10 protein-coding genes are annotated in these 15,925 nt (G+C 69.8%); 4 read left to right on the top strand and 6 right to left on the bottom strand.

The features are described from left to right. Positions 1-95: 95 nt before the first annotated feature. A complete protein-coding gene (locus V5F59_RS23630) occupies positions 96-1,430 on the top strand; it encodes an EAL domain-containing protein (RefSeq protein WP_509211145.1) in 1,335 nt (444 codons plus the stop codon). A 135-nt stretch (positions 1,431-1,565) separates the two neighbouring features. On the opposite strand, the gene V5F59_RS23625 is transcribed toward V5F59_RS23630, so the two are convergent. Beyond that, complete coding sequence (locus V5F59_RS23625) at positions 1,566-2,882, bottom strand: hypothetical protein (protein ID WP_393978703.1); 1,317 nt, start codon at positions 2,880-2,882, stop codon at positions 1,566-1,568. A gap of 39 nt (positions 2,883-2,921) precedes the next feature. Further along, on the bottom strand, positions 2,922-4,217 hold the full coding sequence (locus V5F59_RS23620) for an adenylosuccinate synthase (protein WP_393978701.1): 1,296 nt from the start codon (positions 4,215-4,217) through the stop codon (positions 2,922-2,924). A gap of 180 nt (positions 4,218-4,397) precedes the next feature. On the opposite strand from V5F59_RS23620, the gene V5F59_RS23615 reads away from it, so the two are divergent. The 3 genes from V5F59_RS23615 (at position 4,398) to purH (ending at position 9,349) form a co-directional block, all read left to right on the top strand. Continuing rightward, complete coding sequence (locus V5F59_RS23615; protein ID WP_393978699.1) at positions 4,398-5,762, top strand: RsmB/NOP family class I SAM-dependent RNA methyltransferase; 1,365 nt, start codon at positions 4,398-4,400, stop codon at positions 5,760-5,762. 55 nt (positions 5,763-5,817) lie between these two features. Beyond that, on the top strand, positions 5,818-7,629 hold the full coding sequence (locus V5F59_RS23610; RefSeq protein WP_393978697.1) for a heparinase II/III family protein: 1,812 nt from the start codon (positions 5,818-5,820) through the stop codon (positions 7,627-7,629). A 130-nt stretch (positions 7,630-7,759) separates the two neighbouring features. Beyond that, a complete protein-coding gene (gene purH / locus V5F59_RS23605) occupies positions 7,760-9,349 on the top strand; it encodes a bifunctional phosphoribosylaminoimidazolecarboxamide formyltransferase/IMP cyclohydrolase (protein WP_393978695.1) in 1,590 nt (529 codons plus the stop codon). Between the two features lie 19 nt (positions 9,350-9,368). Here the strand turns inward: purH and V5F59_RS23600 are convergent, their stop codons facing one another. The 4 genes from V5F59_RS23600 to wecB are packed head-to-tail and all read right to left on the bottom strand — an operon-like array spanning position 9,369 to position 15,809. After that, complete coding sequence (locus V5F59_RS23600; RefSeq protein WP_393978693.1) at positions 9,369-10,238, bottom strand: alpha-amylase family protein; 870 nt, start codon at positions 10,236-10,238, stop codon at positions 9,369-9,371. 34 nt (positions 10,239-10,272) lie between these two features. Further along, entirely contained in the window at positions 10,273-12,387 is a 2,115-nt protein-coding gene (locus V5F59_RS23595; RefSeq protein WP_393978691.1) for a glycosyl transferase family protein, read from the bottom strand. Positions 12,388-12,406: 19 nt separating this feature from the next. Then, positions 12,407-14,650 carry a hypothetical protein gene (locus V5F59_RS23590; protein ID WP_393978689.1) on the bottom strand — a complete coding sequence of 748 codons (2,244 nt, stop codon included), beginning with the start codon at positions 14,648-14,650 and terminating at the stop codon, positions 12,407-12,409. A 1-nt stretch (position 14,651) separates the two neighbouring features. Further along, complete coding sequence (gene wecB, locus V5F59_RS23585; RefSeq protein ID WP_509211144.1) at positions 14,652-15,809, bottom strand: non-hydrolyzing UDP-N-acetylglucosamine 2-epimerase; 1,158 nt, start codon at positions 15,807-15,809, stop codon at positions 14,652-14,654. Positions 15,810-15,925: the final 116 nt, after the last annotated feature.

Raw genomic sequence — 15,925 nt, 5'->3', positions numbered from 1 at the left:
GCCAGCCCGGGCGGAAAGGGCAGTTTGGCCGGTGACCGGCGGCATCGCGCAGGCGGGCGGCGGGTCCCGGCCGATGGAAGATTGGCTTTGAAGGAATGGTGACCGACGCCGACGATGCTGCGGGAGGCCCCTGGAAATCGGAATATCTTGCCCTGCACGACCCGGTGACCAGCCTGCCCAACCGCCTCCTGATGATGGAGTTCCTCGCAGGGGCGCTGAGTTCGCCGCAGGCGGGGCAGCGTTCGCTCGCGGTGTTCGCCCTCGACATCGACAATTTCAGGCACCTCAATGAAACGTTCGGCCTCGCCGCCGGCGACCTGATTCTTGCCGAGACCGCGCGGCGCATCCGTCGCTGCGTCCGCGACAACGACCTCGTGTCCCGCGTGGGGGCGGACGAGTTCGTGGTGGTGGCCACCGGCCTTGCCGGCGCCAAGGCGGTCGAGGGGCTCTACACCCGGCTCCAGGCGGCGCTGAGCGTGCCCGTCACCTTGCCATCGGGGGCCGTCGCCTATCCGCAGGCGGACATCGGCATCGCCCTCTCCCCCCTCGACGCGTCGGAAGCCGGAGCCTTGGTGCAATGCGCCGACCTCGCCCTGATGCGCGCGAAGGACGACGGCCCGGGCGCCTGCTGCTTCTTCTCCTCCGACATGAACGAGGAGCTCACCGGTCGGCGATCCCTGGAAGGCGATCTCCGGCGTGCCATCACCGCTGACGAATTCGTGCTGCTGTTCCAGCCCCGGTGCGATGCCAAGACGCTGGAGCTGCTGGGGGTGGAGGCGCTCATCCGCTGGGACCACCCGCAGCTCGGCCGGCTGGTGCCCGACGATTTCGTGCCCATCGCCGAGAAGAGCGGGCTCGTCATTCCCCTCGGCGAATGGGTGCTGCGCAAGGCGTGCGACACCATCTCCCGCCTGCCGGACCTGAATGTCTCGGTGAACGTCTCGGTTGTTCAGTTCCGCGGCGGCGAGCTGGTGGGGACGGTGGAATCGGTTCTCAAGACCACCGCCCTCCCGCCCAGCCGGCTCGAGCTGGAGATCACCGAGAGCGTGCTCATCGAGAACACCGAGAAGGCGCTCGACGTGCTGGGGCGGCTGAAGAGCCTCGGCGTGCGCCTGTCCATGGACGATTTCGGCACCGGCTATTCATCCCTCGGCTATCTGCGCACCTTCCCCTTCGATGCCCTGAAGATCGACCGCCGCTTCGTCGGCGACCTCGACCACAGCAAGGGGGCGCTGGCCATCGTGCAGGCCATCCTCGGCCTTGGACGGGCGCTGGGGCTGCAGGTGGTGGCGGAGGGTGTGGAGACCCAGAGCCAGCTGGATTACCTGAAGGCGGATTCCTGCGACGAAGTGCAGGGCTTCTACCTCGGGCGCCCGATGACGGAAGAAGCGCTGCATGCCTTCATCGCCGAGCGACGCCTAGTGAGCTGACGCCGCCACACCCGGTTCAGGGCGTCATGTCAGGGATTTCAGGCCTCAGCCCGCCGCATAGCGGAACGGGCCAGGCGATGCCGTTTCACAGCACCCGTCCCATCGCCGCAAAGGCCCGGATGCGGATGGCTCGGCTCAGCCGCCGTTGTTCTGCGCGGGCGGCTCGGGCCGCTGCATCAGCTCGCCCCAGGCGGAGAAGGCATCGTTGAACGCCTGGTCGCCCGCCATCCCCTTCTCGAAGGTCATGAAAGCCTTCTTGCCGTTGGTGTAGACGAACAGCGTGTCGATGAGGGGCATGCCCTGCAGAAGCGCAAGGTTGCGCTGGCGGTCCGCCGGCTCCTGCGACAGTCCCAGGAGATAGGAGGTGGGGTTCACCCGCACCGGGATGCCGGCGAGCAGCGCGCCCTGTGCCTGCGGGTTCGGCCGCATGCGCACGCCCACGAGATTGGCGATGCCGCCGAAGGGGAAGTTCTCGGGCAGCTTGAAGTCCAGCTCGATGGTGTGGGACACCGGCAGGGTCGAATCCGTATTGCGCCGCAACACGAAGCTGAGGGCGATCTGCCGCTCAGGAATGGTGATTTCACCGCGCAGGGCGATGTCCGGCGGAAGGCCGGGGCCAGCGTTCACCGTCTCGGTCTTCCAGGTGATGGTGCCCTCGAAGGTCTGCGGCGTTGAGCTGCCGGTGCTTTCCTCGACGAGCTGGGCGCGGCCGACGCCGGACGCCGTCGCCCGCGGCGGCGTCGGGACGCGGCGCGCAGCCTCGCTGGAGGAGGCCGCGACACGGTCGGCGTTCTTGGGCTGCTCGCCCGACGAGGAGCTGGCCGCCGGCGCCGCCGGGCGCGGTTCCCCGCCGCCGCCGAAGATGGCTTCGCGGTTGATGACGGCCACGGCGATGCCGGCGAGCACCACCAGCACCATCAGGGTCCACAACATGAACTTCTGCCAGGACGGCCCGCCCTCCTTGCGGGTGGGCCGTCGCCCGCTGCCGTTGGCCGCGCCACTCCGGCTGCGGACCTCGCCCCGTCGCAAGGGCGGGCGGCGGTCCGCGGCCTCTTCGCTCTCCTCCTCGCGGGTGCGCAGGGGCAGGCCGCGGCGCTCGCTTCGGGCGGAGGCCTCGGGCGGCGGGGGCGCGGCTTCGGCGTCACGCTCGCGCGGCGGCTCGGCGGGGCGCGGGGCAACCGGAGGAGGCGCAGGCGAAGCGGGGGGCTCAGGCGCCTCCTCGACAACCGGCTCCTCATTGTCCTGCGCGTACTCGGCCTCGATGCGCCGGATCGCCTCTTCGAGCCCCATCCGCTCCCGCGTGATCTCGCCCTCGGGCAGCGGCGGGTCCACCCCTCGCAACTGGCGCATCAGTGCCGTGCGGGCGCGGTCATAGACTGCCTTGCGGCCTTCCGCCGTCTTCTGGGGCAGGCTCGATATCGCGCGGACCAGGAGCGGGTAGTAGTCAGCCATCGGAGCCTAAGCTTCGCCTTCGAGCCGGGGGCTCATTCATTATGCCTGAAACGGATTATGCACGAGAATGGTATCGTCGCGCTCCGGGCTGGTGGAAAGAACCGCCACCGGGCAGCCGATGAGCTCCTCCACGCGGCGCACATATTTCACCGCCTCGGCCGGCAGATCCGCCCACGACCGGGCGCCAGCGGTGGAATCCTGCCAGCCGTCCATGGTTTCGTAGATGGGCTCGGCGCGGGCCTGCGCCCCGCTCTCGGCCGGAAGGTAGTCCACCTCCTTGCCGTCCACCCTGTAGCCCACGCACACTTTCAGCTCCGTAAAGCCGTCCAGCACGTCGAGCTTGGTGAGGGCGATGCCGTGGATGCCGCAGGTGCGGACGGTCTGGCGCACCAGCACCGCGTCGAACCAGCCGCAGCGGCGCGCCCGGCCCGTCACCACGCCGAATTCCCGGCCCTTGGTGCCCAGGGTCTTGCCCACTTCGTCGGTGAGCTCGGTGGGGAACGGCCCCTCGCCCACGCGGGTGGTATAGGCCTTGGTGATGCCAAGCACATAATCCAGCGCGCCCGGACCGATGCCCGTGCCCGCCGCGGCTGCGCCCGCCACCGTGTTGGAGGAGGTCACATAGGGATAGGTGCCGTGGTCGATGTCGAGCAGGGCACCCTGCGCGCCCTCGAACAGGATCTTCTTGCCGTCGCGCCGCGCCTTGTCGAGCAGCTCCCACACCCGGTCCATGAAGGGCAGGACCTTGGGGGCCAGCGCCAGCAGCTCGGTGACCAGCGCACCGGCATTGACCTCCTCCAGGCCGAGACCACGGCGGATGAGGTTGTGATGGGTCAGCAGGCGGTCAACCTTGGCCGGCAGCGTCTGCGGGTCGGACAGGTCCACGAGGCGGATGGCGCGCCGGCCGACCTTGTCCTCATAGGCCGGGCCGATGCCGCGCTTGGTGGTGCCGATGCGCGCGCCCTCGGTGGTGGCGCTCTCGCGCAGCGCGTCGAGCTCGCGGTGCAGCGGCAGGATGAGCGGGGTGGTCTCGGCGATGCGCAGCCGGTCCGGTCCGATCTCCACGCCTTGCGTGGCAAGGCGGGCGAGCTCATCCACCAGCGCCTGCGGATCGAGCACGACGCCGTTGCCGATCACCGAAAGCTTGCCGGGGCGCACGACGCCCGATGGAAGAAGGGAGAGCTTGTAAGTGACGCCACCGACCACAAGGGTGTGGCCCGCATTATGGCCGCCCTGGAAGCGGACGACCACGTCCGCCTGCTCGGAGAGCCAATCGACAATCTTGCCCTTGCCTTCGTCGCCCCACTGGGAGCCGACCACGACCACATTGGCCACGCGGAGATGCCTCCTCGACCGGCGCGGGTGGCATCCGGACTTCACCGGCGGGACCCACGCGCACAAAGGAAAGCCCCGGCTTTGGTCCGGGGCGTTACCGAAGCGTCTTACGGGATCGGGGCTTGGGAGGCAAGGCAAAGGCGTTGGCAGGGGCCGGCGGTTCGTGCTCTACCTTGCGCGATGAAAGCTCCGTCCCGCGCCTCCCGACCGCCCCGCCGCCCCGGACCGTCGCCGTCTTTGGCTACCGCCGGGCCCGGTTTCGCTGCCCGCGCGCTGGCGGTGGACGCCCTGGAAGCGGTCCTGCGCCATGGTGCCGCGCTGGAGGAGGCCTTCGACGGCGCCCCCCAAGGGCTTGACCCGCGCGACCGGGCGCTCGCCTACCGCATCGTCGCCACAGCGCTGCGGCGTATCGGCACCCTGCGCGCCCTGCTCGGCAAGCTGATGGAACGCGGCGTGCCGAAATCGGCCCCGCGCCTCGAATCCGTGCTGCTGGCGGGTGCAACCCAGATCCTCTTCATGGACGTGCCCAACCATGCGGCGGTCGGCCTCAGCGTCGATCTCGCGCGAGCTGACCGCTCGACGGGGGGCTTCGCCGGCCTCGTCAACGCCGTGCTGCGCCGGCTGACCCGCGAGCACGAGGGGCTCATGGCCGGCCTCGACCCCGACTTTGCCGACACGCCCGACTGGATGCGCCCTCGCTGGATCGCCGCCTACGGTTTGGAGGCGGCCCGGGCGATGGCGGCGATGCACAAGGTGGAGCCGCCCCTCGACATCACCGCGAAGGCGGACCCCCGGTCCTGGGCCGAGAAGCTCTCCGGCGAGGTCCTGCCCACCGGCACCATCCGCATTCTCCAGGCGGGGCCCGTGCGCAACCTGCCGGGCTTCGCCGAGGGCGCCTGGTGGGTGCAGGACGCCGCCGCGGCCATTCCCGCCCGCCTGCTCGGCGAGGTGAAGGACCGCGACGTGGCGGATTTGTGCGCCGCCCCTGGCGGCAAGACGGCGCAGCTGGTGGTAGCCGGGGCGCGGGTCACGGCGGTGGACCGCTCTGCCGCCCGCCTGTCCCGCCTGAAAGAGAATCTGGATCGTCTCGGCCTCTCCGCCCGGGTGGTGGAGGCGGATGCCGCCACCTTCTCCGGCGGGCCGTTCGACGCGGTGCTGCTGGATGCCCCCTGCACTGCCACCGGCACGCTCCGGCGCCACCCCGACATCGCCGTCTCCAAGCGCCCCGCCGACGTGGGGACGCTTGCCGCGCTCCAGGCCCGACTCATCAACCACGCGGCCGACCTGCTCAAGCCGGGCGGCCTCCTCGTTTATTCCACCTGCTCGCTGGAGCCGGAGGAGGGCGAGGCCCAGGTGGAACGGCTTCTTTCCGCCCGAAAGGACATGGAACGCGTGCCTTTACGCCCCGGCGAGGTGGAAGGTCTCGATCCGTTCATAACTCCTCAAGGGGATGTGCGCACTCTTCCCTGTCACTGGATGCGGGGGGAGGCGGAGCGGTCGGGACTCGACGGCTTCTTCGCAGCCCGCCTTCGCCGGATCGCCTGAAGGGGCGCGGCGCGGGCTCCCGCCAGAGGCCAACGAGGCGGTGAAGACGAAGCGCATGGGCATTTGGAATGGATCGGCGGGGCCCCTTCAGGCCGTGGCGAAGGGCCTCGCCCGCAACCCGGGGAGATCTGTGAGCCGAGGCAGCTTTGCCGAGCGTACTCGCCTGGCGGCCCTCCTGGCGGAGCTCTGGTCGCAGACGGTGCTTGCGCGCATCGGCGGCCGGGCGACGGCCCTCGGCTACGTGCCCGTTCCGGTCCCCGAACGTCTCCTGATCGCCCCGCAGGACCTGCGCACGGGCGACGCCACCCTCGCCGCCGAAATCTACGCCGGCCGCTTCGCCTTCGCCGGCAAGGTGATGATGCTGGACGGGCGCACCCCGTTCGAGCTGGTGCCACCATCGGTGGAATGGGCGGAGGCGCTGCACGGCTTCGGCTGGCTCCGCCACCTGAAGGCCGCCGGCACCACCATCGCCCGCGCCAACGCCCGCGCCATCGTCGGCGACTTCATGCGCGACCCCGGCAAGGCCAGGGCCATCGCCGCCCGGCCGGACGTGGCGGCCCGGCGCATCATCTCCTGGCTCACCCAGGCCACCTTCCTGCTGCAGGACGCCGACCACGACTTCTACCGCCGCTTCATGCGCTCCCTCGCCCGGCAGGTGCGCCAGCTGCGCCGCATGGCCGGCGACGCGCCGGACGGCTATCCGCGCATGCTGGCGGTCACTGCCCTGGTCTTCGCCGGCCTGTGCATGTCCGACCAGGCCAGCCTTCTGAAGGCCGCCCAAAAACGCCTCGCCGAGGAGCTGGACCGCCAGATCCTGCCGGACGGAGGACCGCTCAACCGCAATCCCGGCATGCTCATCGAGCTGCTGCTGGATCTCCTGCCGCTGCGCCAGGCCTTCAGCGCCCGCAACCACCAGGCCCCACCCGCGCTGATGAACGCCGTGGACCGGATGATGCCCATGCTGCGCTTCTTCCGGCATGGCGACGGCGCCTTCGCCCATTTCCACGGCATGGGGCATACGGCCGCGGACCAGCTCGCCACCATCCTCGCCTTCGACGATGCGCGCGGCGCGCCGGTGGCGAACGCCCCCTATTCCGGCTACCAGCGGCTCGACGCCAAGGCGCTGCTGCTCATCGCCGACACCGGCCCCCCGCCCCCGCCGCGGGCGAGCTGGGAGGCGCACGCGAGCTGCCTCGCCTTCGAATTCTCCTCGGCTCGCAACCGCATCGTGATCAATTGCGGGGTGCCGGAAGTGCACCGGGAGATGTGGCGGCAGGTGGCGCGCTCCACCGCGGCCCATTCCACCGCCGTCATCGCCGACACCTCCTCCTGCCGCTTCCTGCAGGGCGGCTCGATGACGCGGATCTTCGGCGCGCCCATCGTGTCCGGGCCGAAGCACGTGGAGGTGCAGCGCGGCACCCGCAACAACGCGCTGCTGCTGCGGGCGAGCCACGATGGCTATGCCGAGGCCTTCGGCATCATCCACCAGCGCTCGTGGCGCCTTGCCGTGGAAGGCAACCGGCTCGACGGCGAGGACGTGTTCCGCCCCGCCGAAGAGGGCGGCACCCTGCCCGCCGAGAATTTCGCCATCCGCTTCCACCTCCATCCGGCGGTGTCTGTGGAGCGGCTGGATGATCCCCATACCGCCCTCCTCAGCCTGCCGAACGGCGAGGCCTGGGCCTTCGCCGCCCCCCACGTGCCACTGGGCATCGAGGAGAGCGTTTATCTTGCCGCCGCGGGCGCGCCGCGCCGCACCTCCCAGCTGGTGCTCGCCGGGGACGTCACCCGCACGCCGCGCGTGGTGTGGACCTTCGTGCGCACGCGGGAAGCCCAGAGCGTGCCGCCGGCGCGGTCGGGACGCGGATAGGCGGAGCCGCTCGAGCGGGGCGCCATGCCGCCTCGCGATACCCCTCATGCTCCACGAGGCCGGCCCATGGCTGGCGATACGCCGCCAATGGTGGTAGGCGAGCGGCAATTCCTTTCACCGGAGCCGCTCGATGACCGCCGATATCCGTCCCGTGACCCGCGCCCTTCTCTCGGTGTCCGACAAGACGGGTCTCGTGCCGTTCGCCACCGCGCTTGTCGCGCACGGGGTGGAGCTGGTCTCCACCGGCGGCACCGCCAAGGCCATCGCCGAGGCCGGCCTGCCGGTGAAGGACGTGTCCGAACTCACCGGCTTTCCCGAGATGATGGACGGCCGGGTGAAGACCCTGCACCCCAAGGTGCACGGCGGCATCCTCGCCATCCGCTCGGACGCCGGACATCAGGCCTCCCTCGCCGAGCACGCCATCGCCCCCATCGACCTGGTGGTGGTGAACCTCTACCCGTTCGAGGCCACCGTCGCCCGCAAGGCCTCCTTCGAGGAGACCATCGAGAACATCGACATCGGCGGCCCGGCCCTCATCCGCGGCGCGGCCAAGAACCATGACGACGTGACCGTGGTGGTGGAAGCCGCGGACTACGACGCGGTGCTCCATCAGATCGCCGAGCATGGCGGCACCACGCTGGCGCTGCGCCGCAAGCTGGCGCAGAAGGCCTATGCTCGCACCGCGGCCTATGACGCCGCCATCTCCAACTGGTTCGCCCGCGAACTGAAGGAGGAGGCCCCCGCCTTCCGCGCCGTCGGCGGCAAGCTCATCGAAGCGCTGCGCTACGGCGAGAATCCGCACCAGACCGCCGCCTTCTACGCCTCGGACGAGATCCGCCCGGGCGTCGCCACGGCCAAGCAGGTGCAGGGCAAGCAGCTCTCCTATAACAACATCAACGACACCGACGCCGCCTTCGAGGCGGTGGCCGAGTTCCATCCCGCCCGCACCGCGGCGGTGGTGATCGTGAAGCACGCCAACCCCTGCGGCGTCGCCGAAGGCGCCTCCCTCGCCGAGGCCTACGCCAAGGCGCTCGCCTGCGATCCGGTGTCGGCCTTCGGCGGCATCATCGCCGTCAACCGCACGCTGGATGCGGACGCCGCCCGCGCCATGGTGGAGATCTTCACCGAGGTGATCGTCGCCCCCGACGCCACCGAGGAAGCGATCGCGGTGGTGGCCGCCAAGAAGAACCTGCGCCTGCTGCTGACCGGCGGCCTGCCCGATCCGCGTGCTTCCGGCCTTACGGTGAAGACCGTGGCCGGCGGCCTGCTGGTGCAGAGCCGTGACAATGCGAATGCCGACGACCTCGATCTGAAGGTCGTCACCAAGCGCGCGCCCACCGAGCAGGAGCTCACCGACATGCGCTTCGCCTTCCGCGTGGCGAAGCATGTGAAGTCCAACACCATCATTTATGCCAGGGACCTCGCCACCGTGGGCATCGGCGCCGGCCAGATGAGCCGGGTGGATTCGGCCCGCATCGCCGCCCGCAAGGCTCTGGACGCGGCAGAGGCGGCGGGCCTCGCCGTGCCGCTCACCAAGGGCTCGGTGGTGGCCTCCGACGCCTTCTTCCCCTTCGCCGACGGCCTCCTGGCCGCGGTTGAGGCGGGTGCCACGGCGGTGATCCAGCCGGGCGGCTCCATGCGCGACGCGGAGGTGATCGCCGCCGCCGACGCGGCAGGCCTCGCCATGGTCTTCACAGGTGTCCGCCACTTCCGCCACTGAGCCGCCAGCCCCGACGCCCCTATCCGGCAAGCAGCTCCTGCACCAGGATGCGATCCAGATAATGCGGGCCGTCGAAGACGAAGACGTCGAACCCTTCGTATGCCTTCAGCTGCGGCAGCAGCTCCGACGCGGCGGCAGCGCGGAAGCCGCCGCCCGTGGCGGGGCGGAAAGCCTCGGCGATCAGCTTGAAGCGTGAGGCTCCCAGGCGGCGGGTCAGGGCCTGCGCATAGAGCCGCGCCGCCTCCGGCGCGCGGGTGTAGACGCCCACGCCATCCTGGAAGAACAATCCGACGTCCGCCGGAAGCCAGGCCGCGACCCAATCGGCGAAGGCATCCGCCCCCACGTTGGAATTGTCATAGGCGCTCACCCACAGCGGCCGGGGAATGTCGGCCACCGCAGCCCCCATGCGGCCCACGTCTTTCCAGGTGGGATCAGCCTCCACAGGAAAATAGAAGCCGGCGGGCCGGAACGGCAGCGCCTGCCGGGCGACCCGGGCCGACAAGGCGCCGAGAGCCAGCACCTCCTGCCGCGCCTTCTGCTCGCTGAAATGGCTGGCGAGCCCGGCGATGATTTCCTCCGCCCACGGCTCGCGGGCGATGCGCTTCCAGTTGGGAGCGTTCTGGATCAGCGGCAGGCCGAGGTCCGGCAAGGGCACGAAGGCCGTACCATCCGCCACCAGCCATTGGATGAGCAGGCCACGCGCGCCGAGGAAATCCCAGTCGCCGCGCGGGTCGAGCGCGCCGCCATGCAGCTGCCAGACGACACCGTCGATAAGGCCGGAACGGTTGCGATGAAGCCGGTTCAGCAGCAGGTCGACGGTCCCCAGCCCCGCCGCCGCGACCGCGGCAGCGCCAGCCGCGAGGGCGACGCGCCGGCTCAGCGCAGACATGAACGGACGGTTCCGGAGGAACGACCGCGGCCGTTCATGCCGGAACGACCGCGAGATGGCGCTCCTGCTCGCGCACGGTGGCGAGCAACGCCTCTTCCTTCACGATGCCGCAGCGCACGAGATATTCGCCGATGCGGCCGTCCACGTCGGGATGGTAATTCTCCATGGCCGCATCGAAGGCCTCGCGCTGCATCAGTCCCTTTTCCAGCAGCAGGTCGCCGATCAGCGGCGGCGACTGGTGCCCCTCCATGCCGGGGGTCACGCCGCGCAGCAGGCGCAGGCCATCGTTGATCTCGCTCTCGCGGGCGATGCGCTGGAGCGGCACATCGCCCACCGCCACCCGCACCTCTTCCAGTGCCTTGTCGCGCAGCGGTGCCGCCACCGCGATCACCAGGCGGCCCGTCTCGTCCCTGCCGATGGGCAGCACGCGCCGGCGCACCATCAGGTCAATGGGCAGCAGGTCGTGGAACTCGCGCACCATGTGCGGCGTCACGTGGGTGCGCGGCAGGTTGGACTGGAAAGCGATGGCCTCCGCAAGCGTCTCCTCGTCGAGCCAGCCGCGGGAGACCAGGATGCGGCCGAGGGGCTGCTGGCGCTCGTCCTGGGTGGCAAGGGCTTCCTCCACATGCTCCGGCAGCACCGCCTGCCAGGACAGCAGCAGCTCGCCGAGGCGCTGGCGCTGCTGGCCGAGCTCGCCGGCATCCGGGAAGTCATGGGTTGTCTTGTCCCACACGATGCGCCGGCCGAGGAAGGTGTGGCCGAGGAACAAGCGCCAGGCACGGACGGTCGCGGCGAAGTTCACGAAATTGGCCATCACCACGCGGGGCACGGACATGAGCCCCTGCTCCCAGCCATAGACCGAGGCGACGAAGTAGAATCGCTGGACCAGGCGCAGCGCGAAGGCGACGGCATTGCCGGTGAGCACGGCGAGCAGCCACGCCTCCGTGGCGAAGATGGAGGGGAAGCGCACCGGCAGGAGGCCGAGCTTCTCCGCGCCGTAGATGAGCAGGAAGTGCGCGGCGACCACATAGGCCAGCACCGCCACGATGGAGGTGACGATTCCCTTGCGGTCGCGGAACAGGAAATACTTGGTCGCCCAGTTCCCCTCCCAGCCCGAGTGACGCCAGCCCTGGAAGGCGATGCCGAGGGTCCAGCGCGCCTTCTGCCGGTAGGAGGTGCGGAAGGTATCCGGGAAGAACTCGCGCACGCACAGGGGCATGGCGAGGTAAACCTCCTTAGGCTTGCCGAAGCCGAAGAGGCTCTCGCGCGTCACCCGGTATTCCACCGGCAGGCGGGCGATGATGGATTGCATGCGCGCGTGATAGAGCCGCGAGCTGATGTCGTAGTCCTCCGTCAGGCTCGCCGTGTTGAAGACCTCGCCTTCGCCCTCGTCCATGAGGTGCAGGATGGCCTTGCGCGAGAAGCAGGTGCCGACGCCCGCGGACGGCACAGACCCGGCGACGCTCTCGCGCACCACGAGGTCCTTGGCGTGCCACTCGGCGAACTCGTCCATGTAGATGCCGGCCACCAGCTCCGACCAGTGGCGCTCCAGCGACAGCACCGGGATCTGGATGAGGTCCTTGCGCGGCAAGAGGTAATTGAAGAAGCGCAGCTCCAGCGGATGCAGCACGTCCTCCGCATCGTGCAGCACGAGGCCGGCGAACTCGGTGCCGGTCATCTGCTCATGCTGGAAGATGGCCCGCACGATGTGGTTGAGGCAGTCGGCCTTGTTGGTGGGGCCGGGGTTGCGCACGTCCACCCGCACCAGCTGCTTGTAGCGCCGGCGCATGCGCTCGACCTCGGCGATGGTGTCGGGGTCGTTGGGATAGGTGCCGACGAAGATCATGTACCGCCGGTAGTCCATCACGCTGACCATGTTCTCGATCATGGCGGCGATCACGGGGGATTCGAGCCAGGCGGGAATCATGATGGCGAGGGGCTGCTCGTCCCGCTGGTAGAGGGCTGCGGGCGTGAGCGGGCGGATGAACGGCTCGATGACGAAGCGGCGGTAGATCCGCCGCCCCCAGTACCACGCATCGACGAAGAGGTCGTCGAGCGAGGAGATCAGGATGATGACCGCCACCACGGCCGCCGCGTATTCGACGAAGCGGATGTAATCGGCCAGGAGAAAGGGCCAATAGAGAGACATGGTGGCGGTTCCCGACGTGTCAGTTGCCGCGACGGCGCACGTGCGACGCGCGGATCAGCAGCAGGAAGAACAGGGCGGCGGCGCCGATGCCCAGCGGCAGGCCCCAGTCGGCGGAGCTCTGCCACAGGCGCTGCAGCGTGCCCGCCGCTCCATCGGTGTCGGCGACGCGGACCGTGCCAGGCGCGGCGCCGGACGCGGAGAGCTCCGTCAACGTGCCGTCGCTACCCACGAGGGCCACGTCGCCGCGCGAGAGGCGCACCGGCTTGGCGGGGGTCACGGGCACGGGGCCGATGCTCTGCCACATGATGCCACGGGCGTCGTCGCCGCGCACCGCCTGCACCAGGGCCACGTTCTTCAGGCCGGTGATGTCGAGCAGGCGCGCCTTTTCGTCGGTGCCGACGATGAGGCGGTCGCCGTCCACACGGGCCTTCGGCGTCACGCCCTGGACCGGCACGTCGAGGGCGAGGAAGCTGCCCGCGGCCCGGAAGGGACTGCCGGAGGGTGTCACGTCGAACGTGCTGGTGGCGGCCGGAAGGCCGGCGGCGGCGGCGGCACGCACCACGCGCGGCAGGCTGGACTTCGCCGTGGACAGGTAGGTGTCCGGCACCACGAGGCGCCCGCCCGAGGCCATGGCCGAGATGATGCCCAGGAAGTCACCGCCGGGGGCGGAGCCGCCGAGCTCGAAATGGCTGGTGGGCAGCACCGAGACCGGGAAGGCCTGGGGCGTCTCGCGGCACTTGTCGCTCACCGGCTGGCGCTGGAAGGTCACGCGCAGCACGTTGCGGGCGGCAAGGGCATAGGTGGGCACGGCGGCCGAGAGGTGCTCGGGATGGCCGTTGGCCTCGAGGCGCTTGGCGGCCAGCAGCACGTCGTTCAGGAACACGGCCACCACCGGGTCGGAGGTGGAGGCGCCCGGCGAGGCCGCCACGTCGAGGTTGAGGCGGCTCGGCAGGCTGCTGCCGCCGGTGGCCGAGGCGAGATCGAAGGAAATCACCCAGTCCCCGCGCGCCAGCACGTCGAGGTTGCTCTGGGCCGGACCGAGGCGGGACAGCGGCACCGAGTTGGGCTTCTCCGGCACGGCATCCACCGCGCGCACGGTCACCGTGCTGGCGGCGAGGGTGGAGCGCCAGAAGCTGTCGAACAGCTGGGTCGCCTTGGCGCCCGCCGCTCCGCCCACCGCGATGATGGGTCGGCCCGCCAGGGACTGGAGCGAGATTTCGTCTCCGGCGACGCTGACGCCGCCGAGGCTCGCCGACTTGCCCCGCCATTCGGCGAAGGCGGAGCCCGCCGTGCCGAGGCGTGCAGCCAGCGCATCGAGCGCGCCACGCACCGCCGACAGCAGCGGCCCGTCGGCCACGGCAATGTCGGCGCCGACGGGCGAGCCCGGCAGCACCAGGAGCGCGCCGATCTCGGACGCGTCCTTGATGCGGTAGGCCTTCGCCCCAACGAAGTTGGAGAAGGGCGCCACCACCTTGAGGGCGGCCGGCACGTCGAGGGCGGAGAGGTCCACCTCGTCGCCGACCGCGGGCAGGGTCTTCACCGACACGCGCTTGCCGGCCGCCTCGAGGGCAAGGCCGAGGCGCCAGGCGGTGTCGTAGGTGTCCTTGGCGAGGGCGCCGCCGGCCACCAGCACCGAGCCCGAGCCGGGCATGGCGGTCCAGGCGGTGGAGAGGTCACGCACCTGGCTTGCGTCGTAGGAATAGGTGAAGCGGGTCTTCGGGCTGAGCTTCAGCACGTTGCCGATGCTACGCTCGTCCGCGCAGAGATATTCGCCGATGACCGAGGACCAGGCGGTGCCGAAGCGCACGAAGCCGCTCTCCCGCGGCTTGCCGTCCACCGGCAAAACGGTGGAGGCGCTGCCGCTGTCCCCTTCGAGGCGCCGGGAGAACACCGGAGTGCCCTCCAGCGAGAGCAGCATGGTGGTTCGGCCGCCGTCGCCGCGCAGATATTCGCCTTCCACGGCAATGCTGGCGTCCTGCAGCGGCACGCCCGCCGGCACCGGCAGATAGATATCGCGGCGCGCGTCCATACCCTGGAGAACCACCGGATCGTCGATGCCGAGGTCACCGAGGGTATAGGTGCGCGTCACGCGCGTGTCGGCCGCCCGTTCCTGCACGGCGGCAAGAATCGGATCGGACGTCGGCACCGGTGCGGTCGCCTGGGCATGGGCAGCGCCGGACAACAGCGAAAAGGCGAACAGGCCGGCGGGCAGGAGGCCCGCGGCCCTGCCGAACGCCGTGCGAAATGCGGGTTCGTGTCTCATGTCAGTCTCTCACGAGCATGGCGTCGAGGCCGGCGGAACGCAGAGGCGCGAGCGCGGCGGGCGGAAGGGGTAGGGACGAGAACTCCTGCACCGGGCGTCCGCAGATGCAGTCAAGGATGCGGCGGCAGGCATGCCCGTCGCCGTAGGGGTTGATCCGGTTTGCGTAGGCGGCATGAGCCGCCGGATCGTCGAGAAGGCGCGAGACCGCATCCACCACGGCTGCGCGGCGCGTGCCCACGAGTTGCACCGTGCCGGCTTCCAGAGCCTCCGGCCGCTCGGTGACATCGCGCATCACCAGCACCGGCTTGCCAAGGGCTGGCGCCTCTTCCTGCACACCACCGGAATCGGTGAGCACGACGTAGGCGCGCTGCATCAGCCTTTGGAACGGCAGATAATCGAGAGGCGGGACGAGGTGCACGTTGTCGCGTCCGCTCAGGGCCTCGTGCACAGGCCCCTTCACATTGGGATTGAGGTGGACCGGGTAGACGATCTCCACATCGTCGCGGCGGGATATCTCAGCCAGGGCGTCGCAGATGTTGCGGAAGCCGTCGCCGAAATTCTCCCGGCGATGGCCGGTGACGAGAAGAATGCGGCGCGCGGGATCGAGCGCCGGGAGCATGGCGTCGAGCTCGGCGGCAAGGCTCGGGTCGGCCTCGATACGGGATTGGGTCGCCTGCAGCGCGTCGATCACCGTGTTGCCGGTCACGACGATGCGCCCTTCCAGCCGCTCGTTGGCGAGGTTGGTGCGGGAGCGGGCGGTGGGCGCGAAGAGGAGGTCGCTGGCGAGGTCCACCACGCGGCGGTTCATCTCCTCCGGGAACGGCTGGTCGAGATGGTAGGTGCGCAGGCCCGCCTCCACATGACCCACCGGGATCTTGCGATGGAAGGCCGCGAGGGCCGCCGCCATGGCGGTGGTGGTATCGCCGTGCACCAGCACCCGGTCCGGCGCCACTTCGGTGAGCACGGGATCAAGCGCGGAGAGCGCGGCGCCGGCGAGGCTGTTGAGGCCCTGGTTGTGGGCCATGAGGCCGAGATCGAAGTCGGGCTGGATGTCGAACAGCCGCAAGACGGTGTCGAGCATCTCGCGGTGCTGCCCGGTCACGCACACGAACGAGGCGATGCCCTGCTCCCGCCCGAGGGCCTGGACCAGCGGCGCCATCTTGATGGCCTCAGGCCGTGTGCCGAAAATCGACAATATTCTCAAGGGTCAATCACCGCTGATTCGATTTTGGATGAAGGCGCAACTGGAAGATGTCAAGATACTACCATTCGCAT

The organism is Xanthobacter nonsaccharivorans, from assembly GCF_043194755.2.
GTDB lineage: Bacteria > Pseudomonadota > Alphaproteobacteria > Rhizobiales > Xanthobacteraceae > Xanthobacter > Xanthobacter autotrophicus_G.
The sequence above is the reverse complement of the archived record's forward strand: the minus strand, read 5'-3'. Positions and strand labels throughout refer to the sequence as shown.

Coding starts and splice junctions, on each gene's coding strand:
- V5F59_RS23595 (WP_393978691.1), bottom strand. CDS start 12,387: ATGTCTCTCTATTGGCCCTTTCTCCTGGCCGATTACATCCGCTTCGTC.
- V5F59_RS23615 (WP_393978699.1), top strand. CDS start 4,398: ATGAAAGCTCCGTCCCGCGCCTCCCGACCGCCCCGCCGCCCCGGACCG.
- V5F59_RS23590 (WP_393978689.1), bottom strand. CDS start 14,650: ATGAGACACGAACCCGCATTTCGCACGGCGTTCGGCAGGGCCGCGGGC.
- wecB (WP_509211144.1), bottom strand. CDS start 15,809: ATGGCGCCGCTGGTCCAGGCCCTCGGGCGGGAGCAGGGCATCGCCTCG.
- V5F59_RS23630 (WP_509211145.1), top strand. CDS start 96: ATGGTGACCGACGCCGACGATGCTGCGGGAGGCCCCTGGAAATCGGAA.
- V5F59_RS23600 (WP_393978693.1), bottom strand. CDS start 10,238: ATGTCTGCGCTGAGCCGGCGCGTCGCCCTCGCGGCTGGCGCTGCCGCG.
- purH (WP_393978695.1), top strand. CDS start 7,760: ATGACCGCCGATATCCGTCCCGTGACCCGCGCCCTTCTCTCGGTGTCC.
- V5F59_RS23625 (WP_393978703.1), bottom strand. CDS start 2,882: ATGGCTGACTACTACCCGCTCCTGGTCCGCGCGATATCGAGCCTGCCC.
- V5F59_RS23610 (WP_393978697.1), top strand. CDS start 5,818: ATGGGCATTTGGAATGGATCGGCGGGGCCCCTTCAGGCCGTGGCGAAG.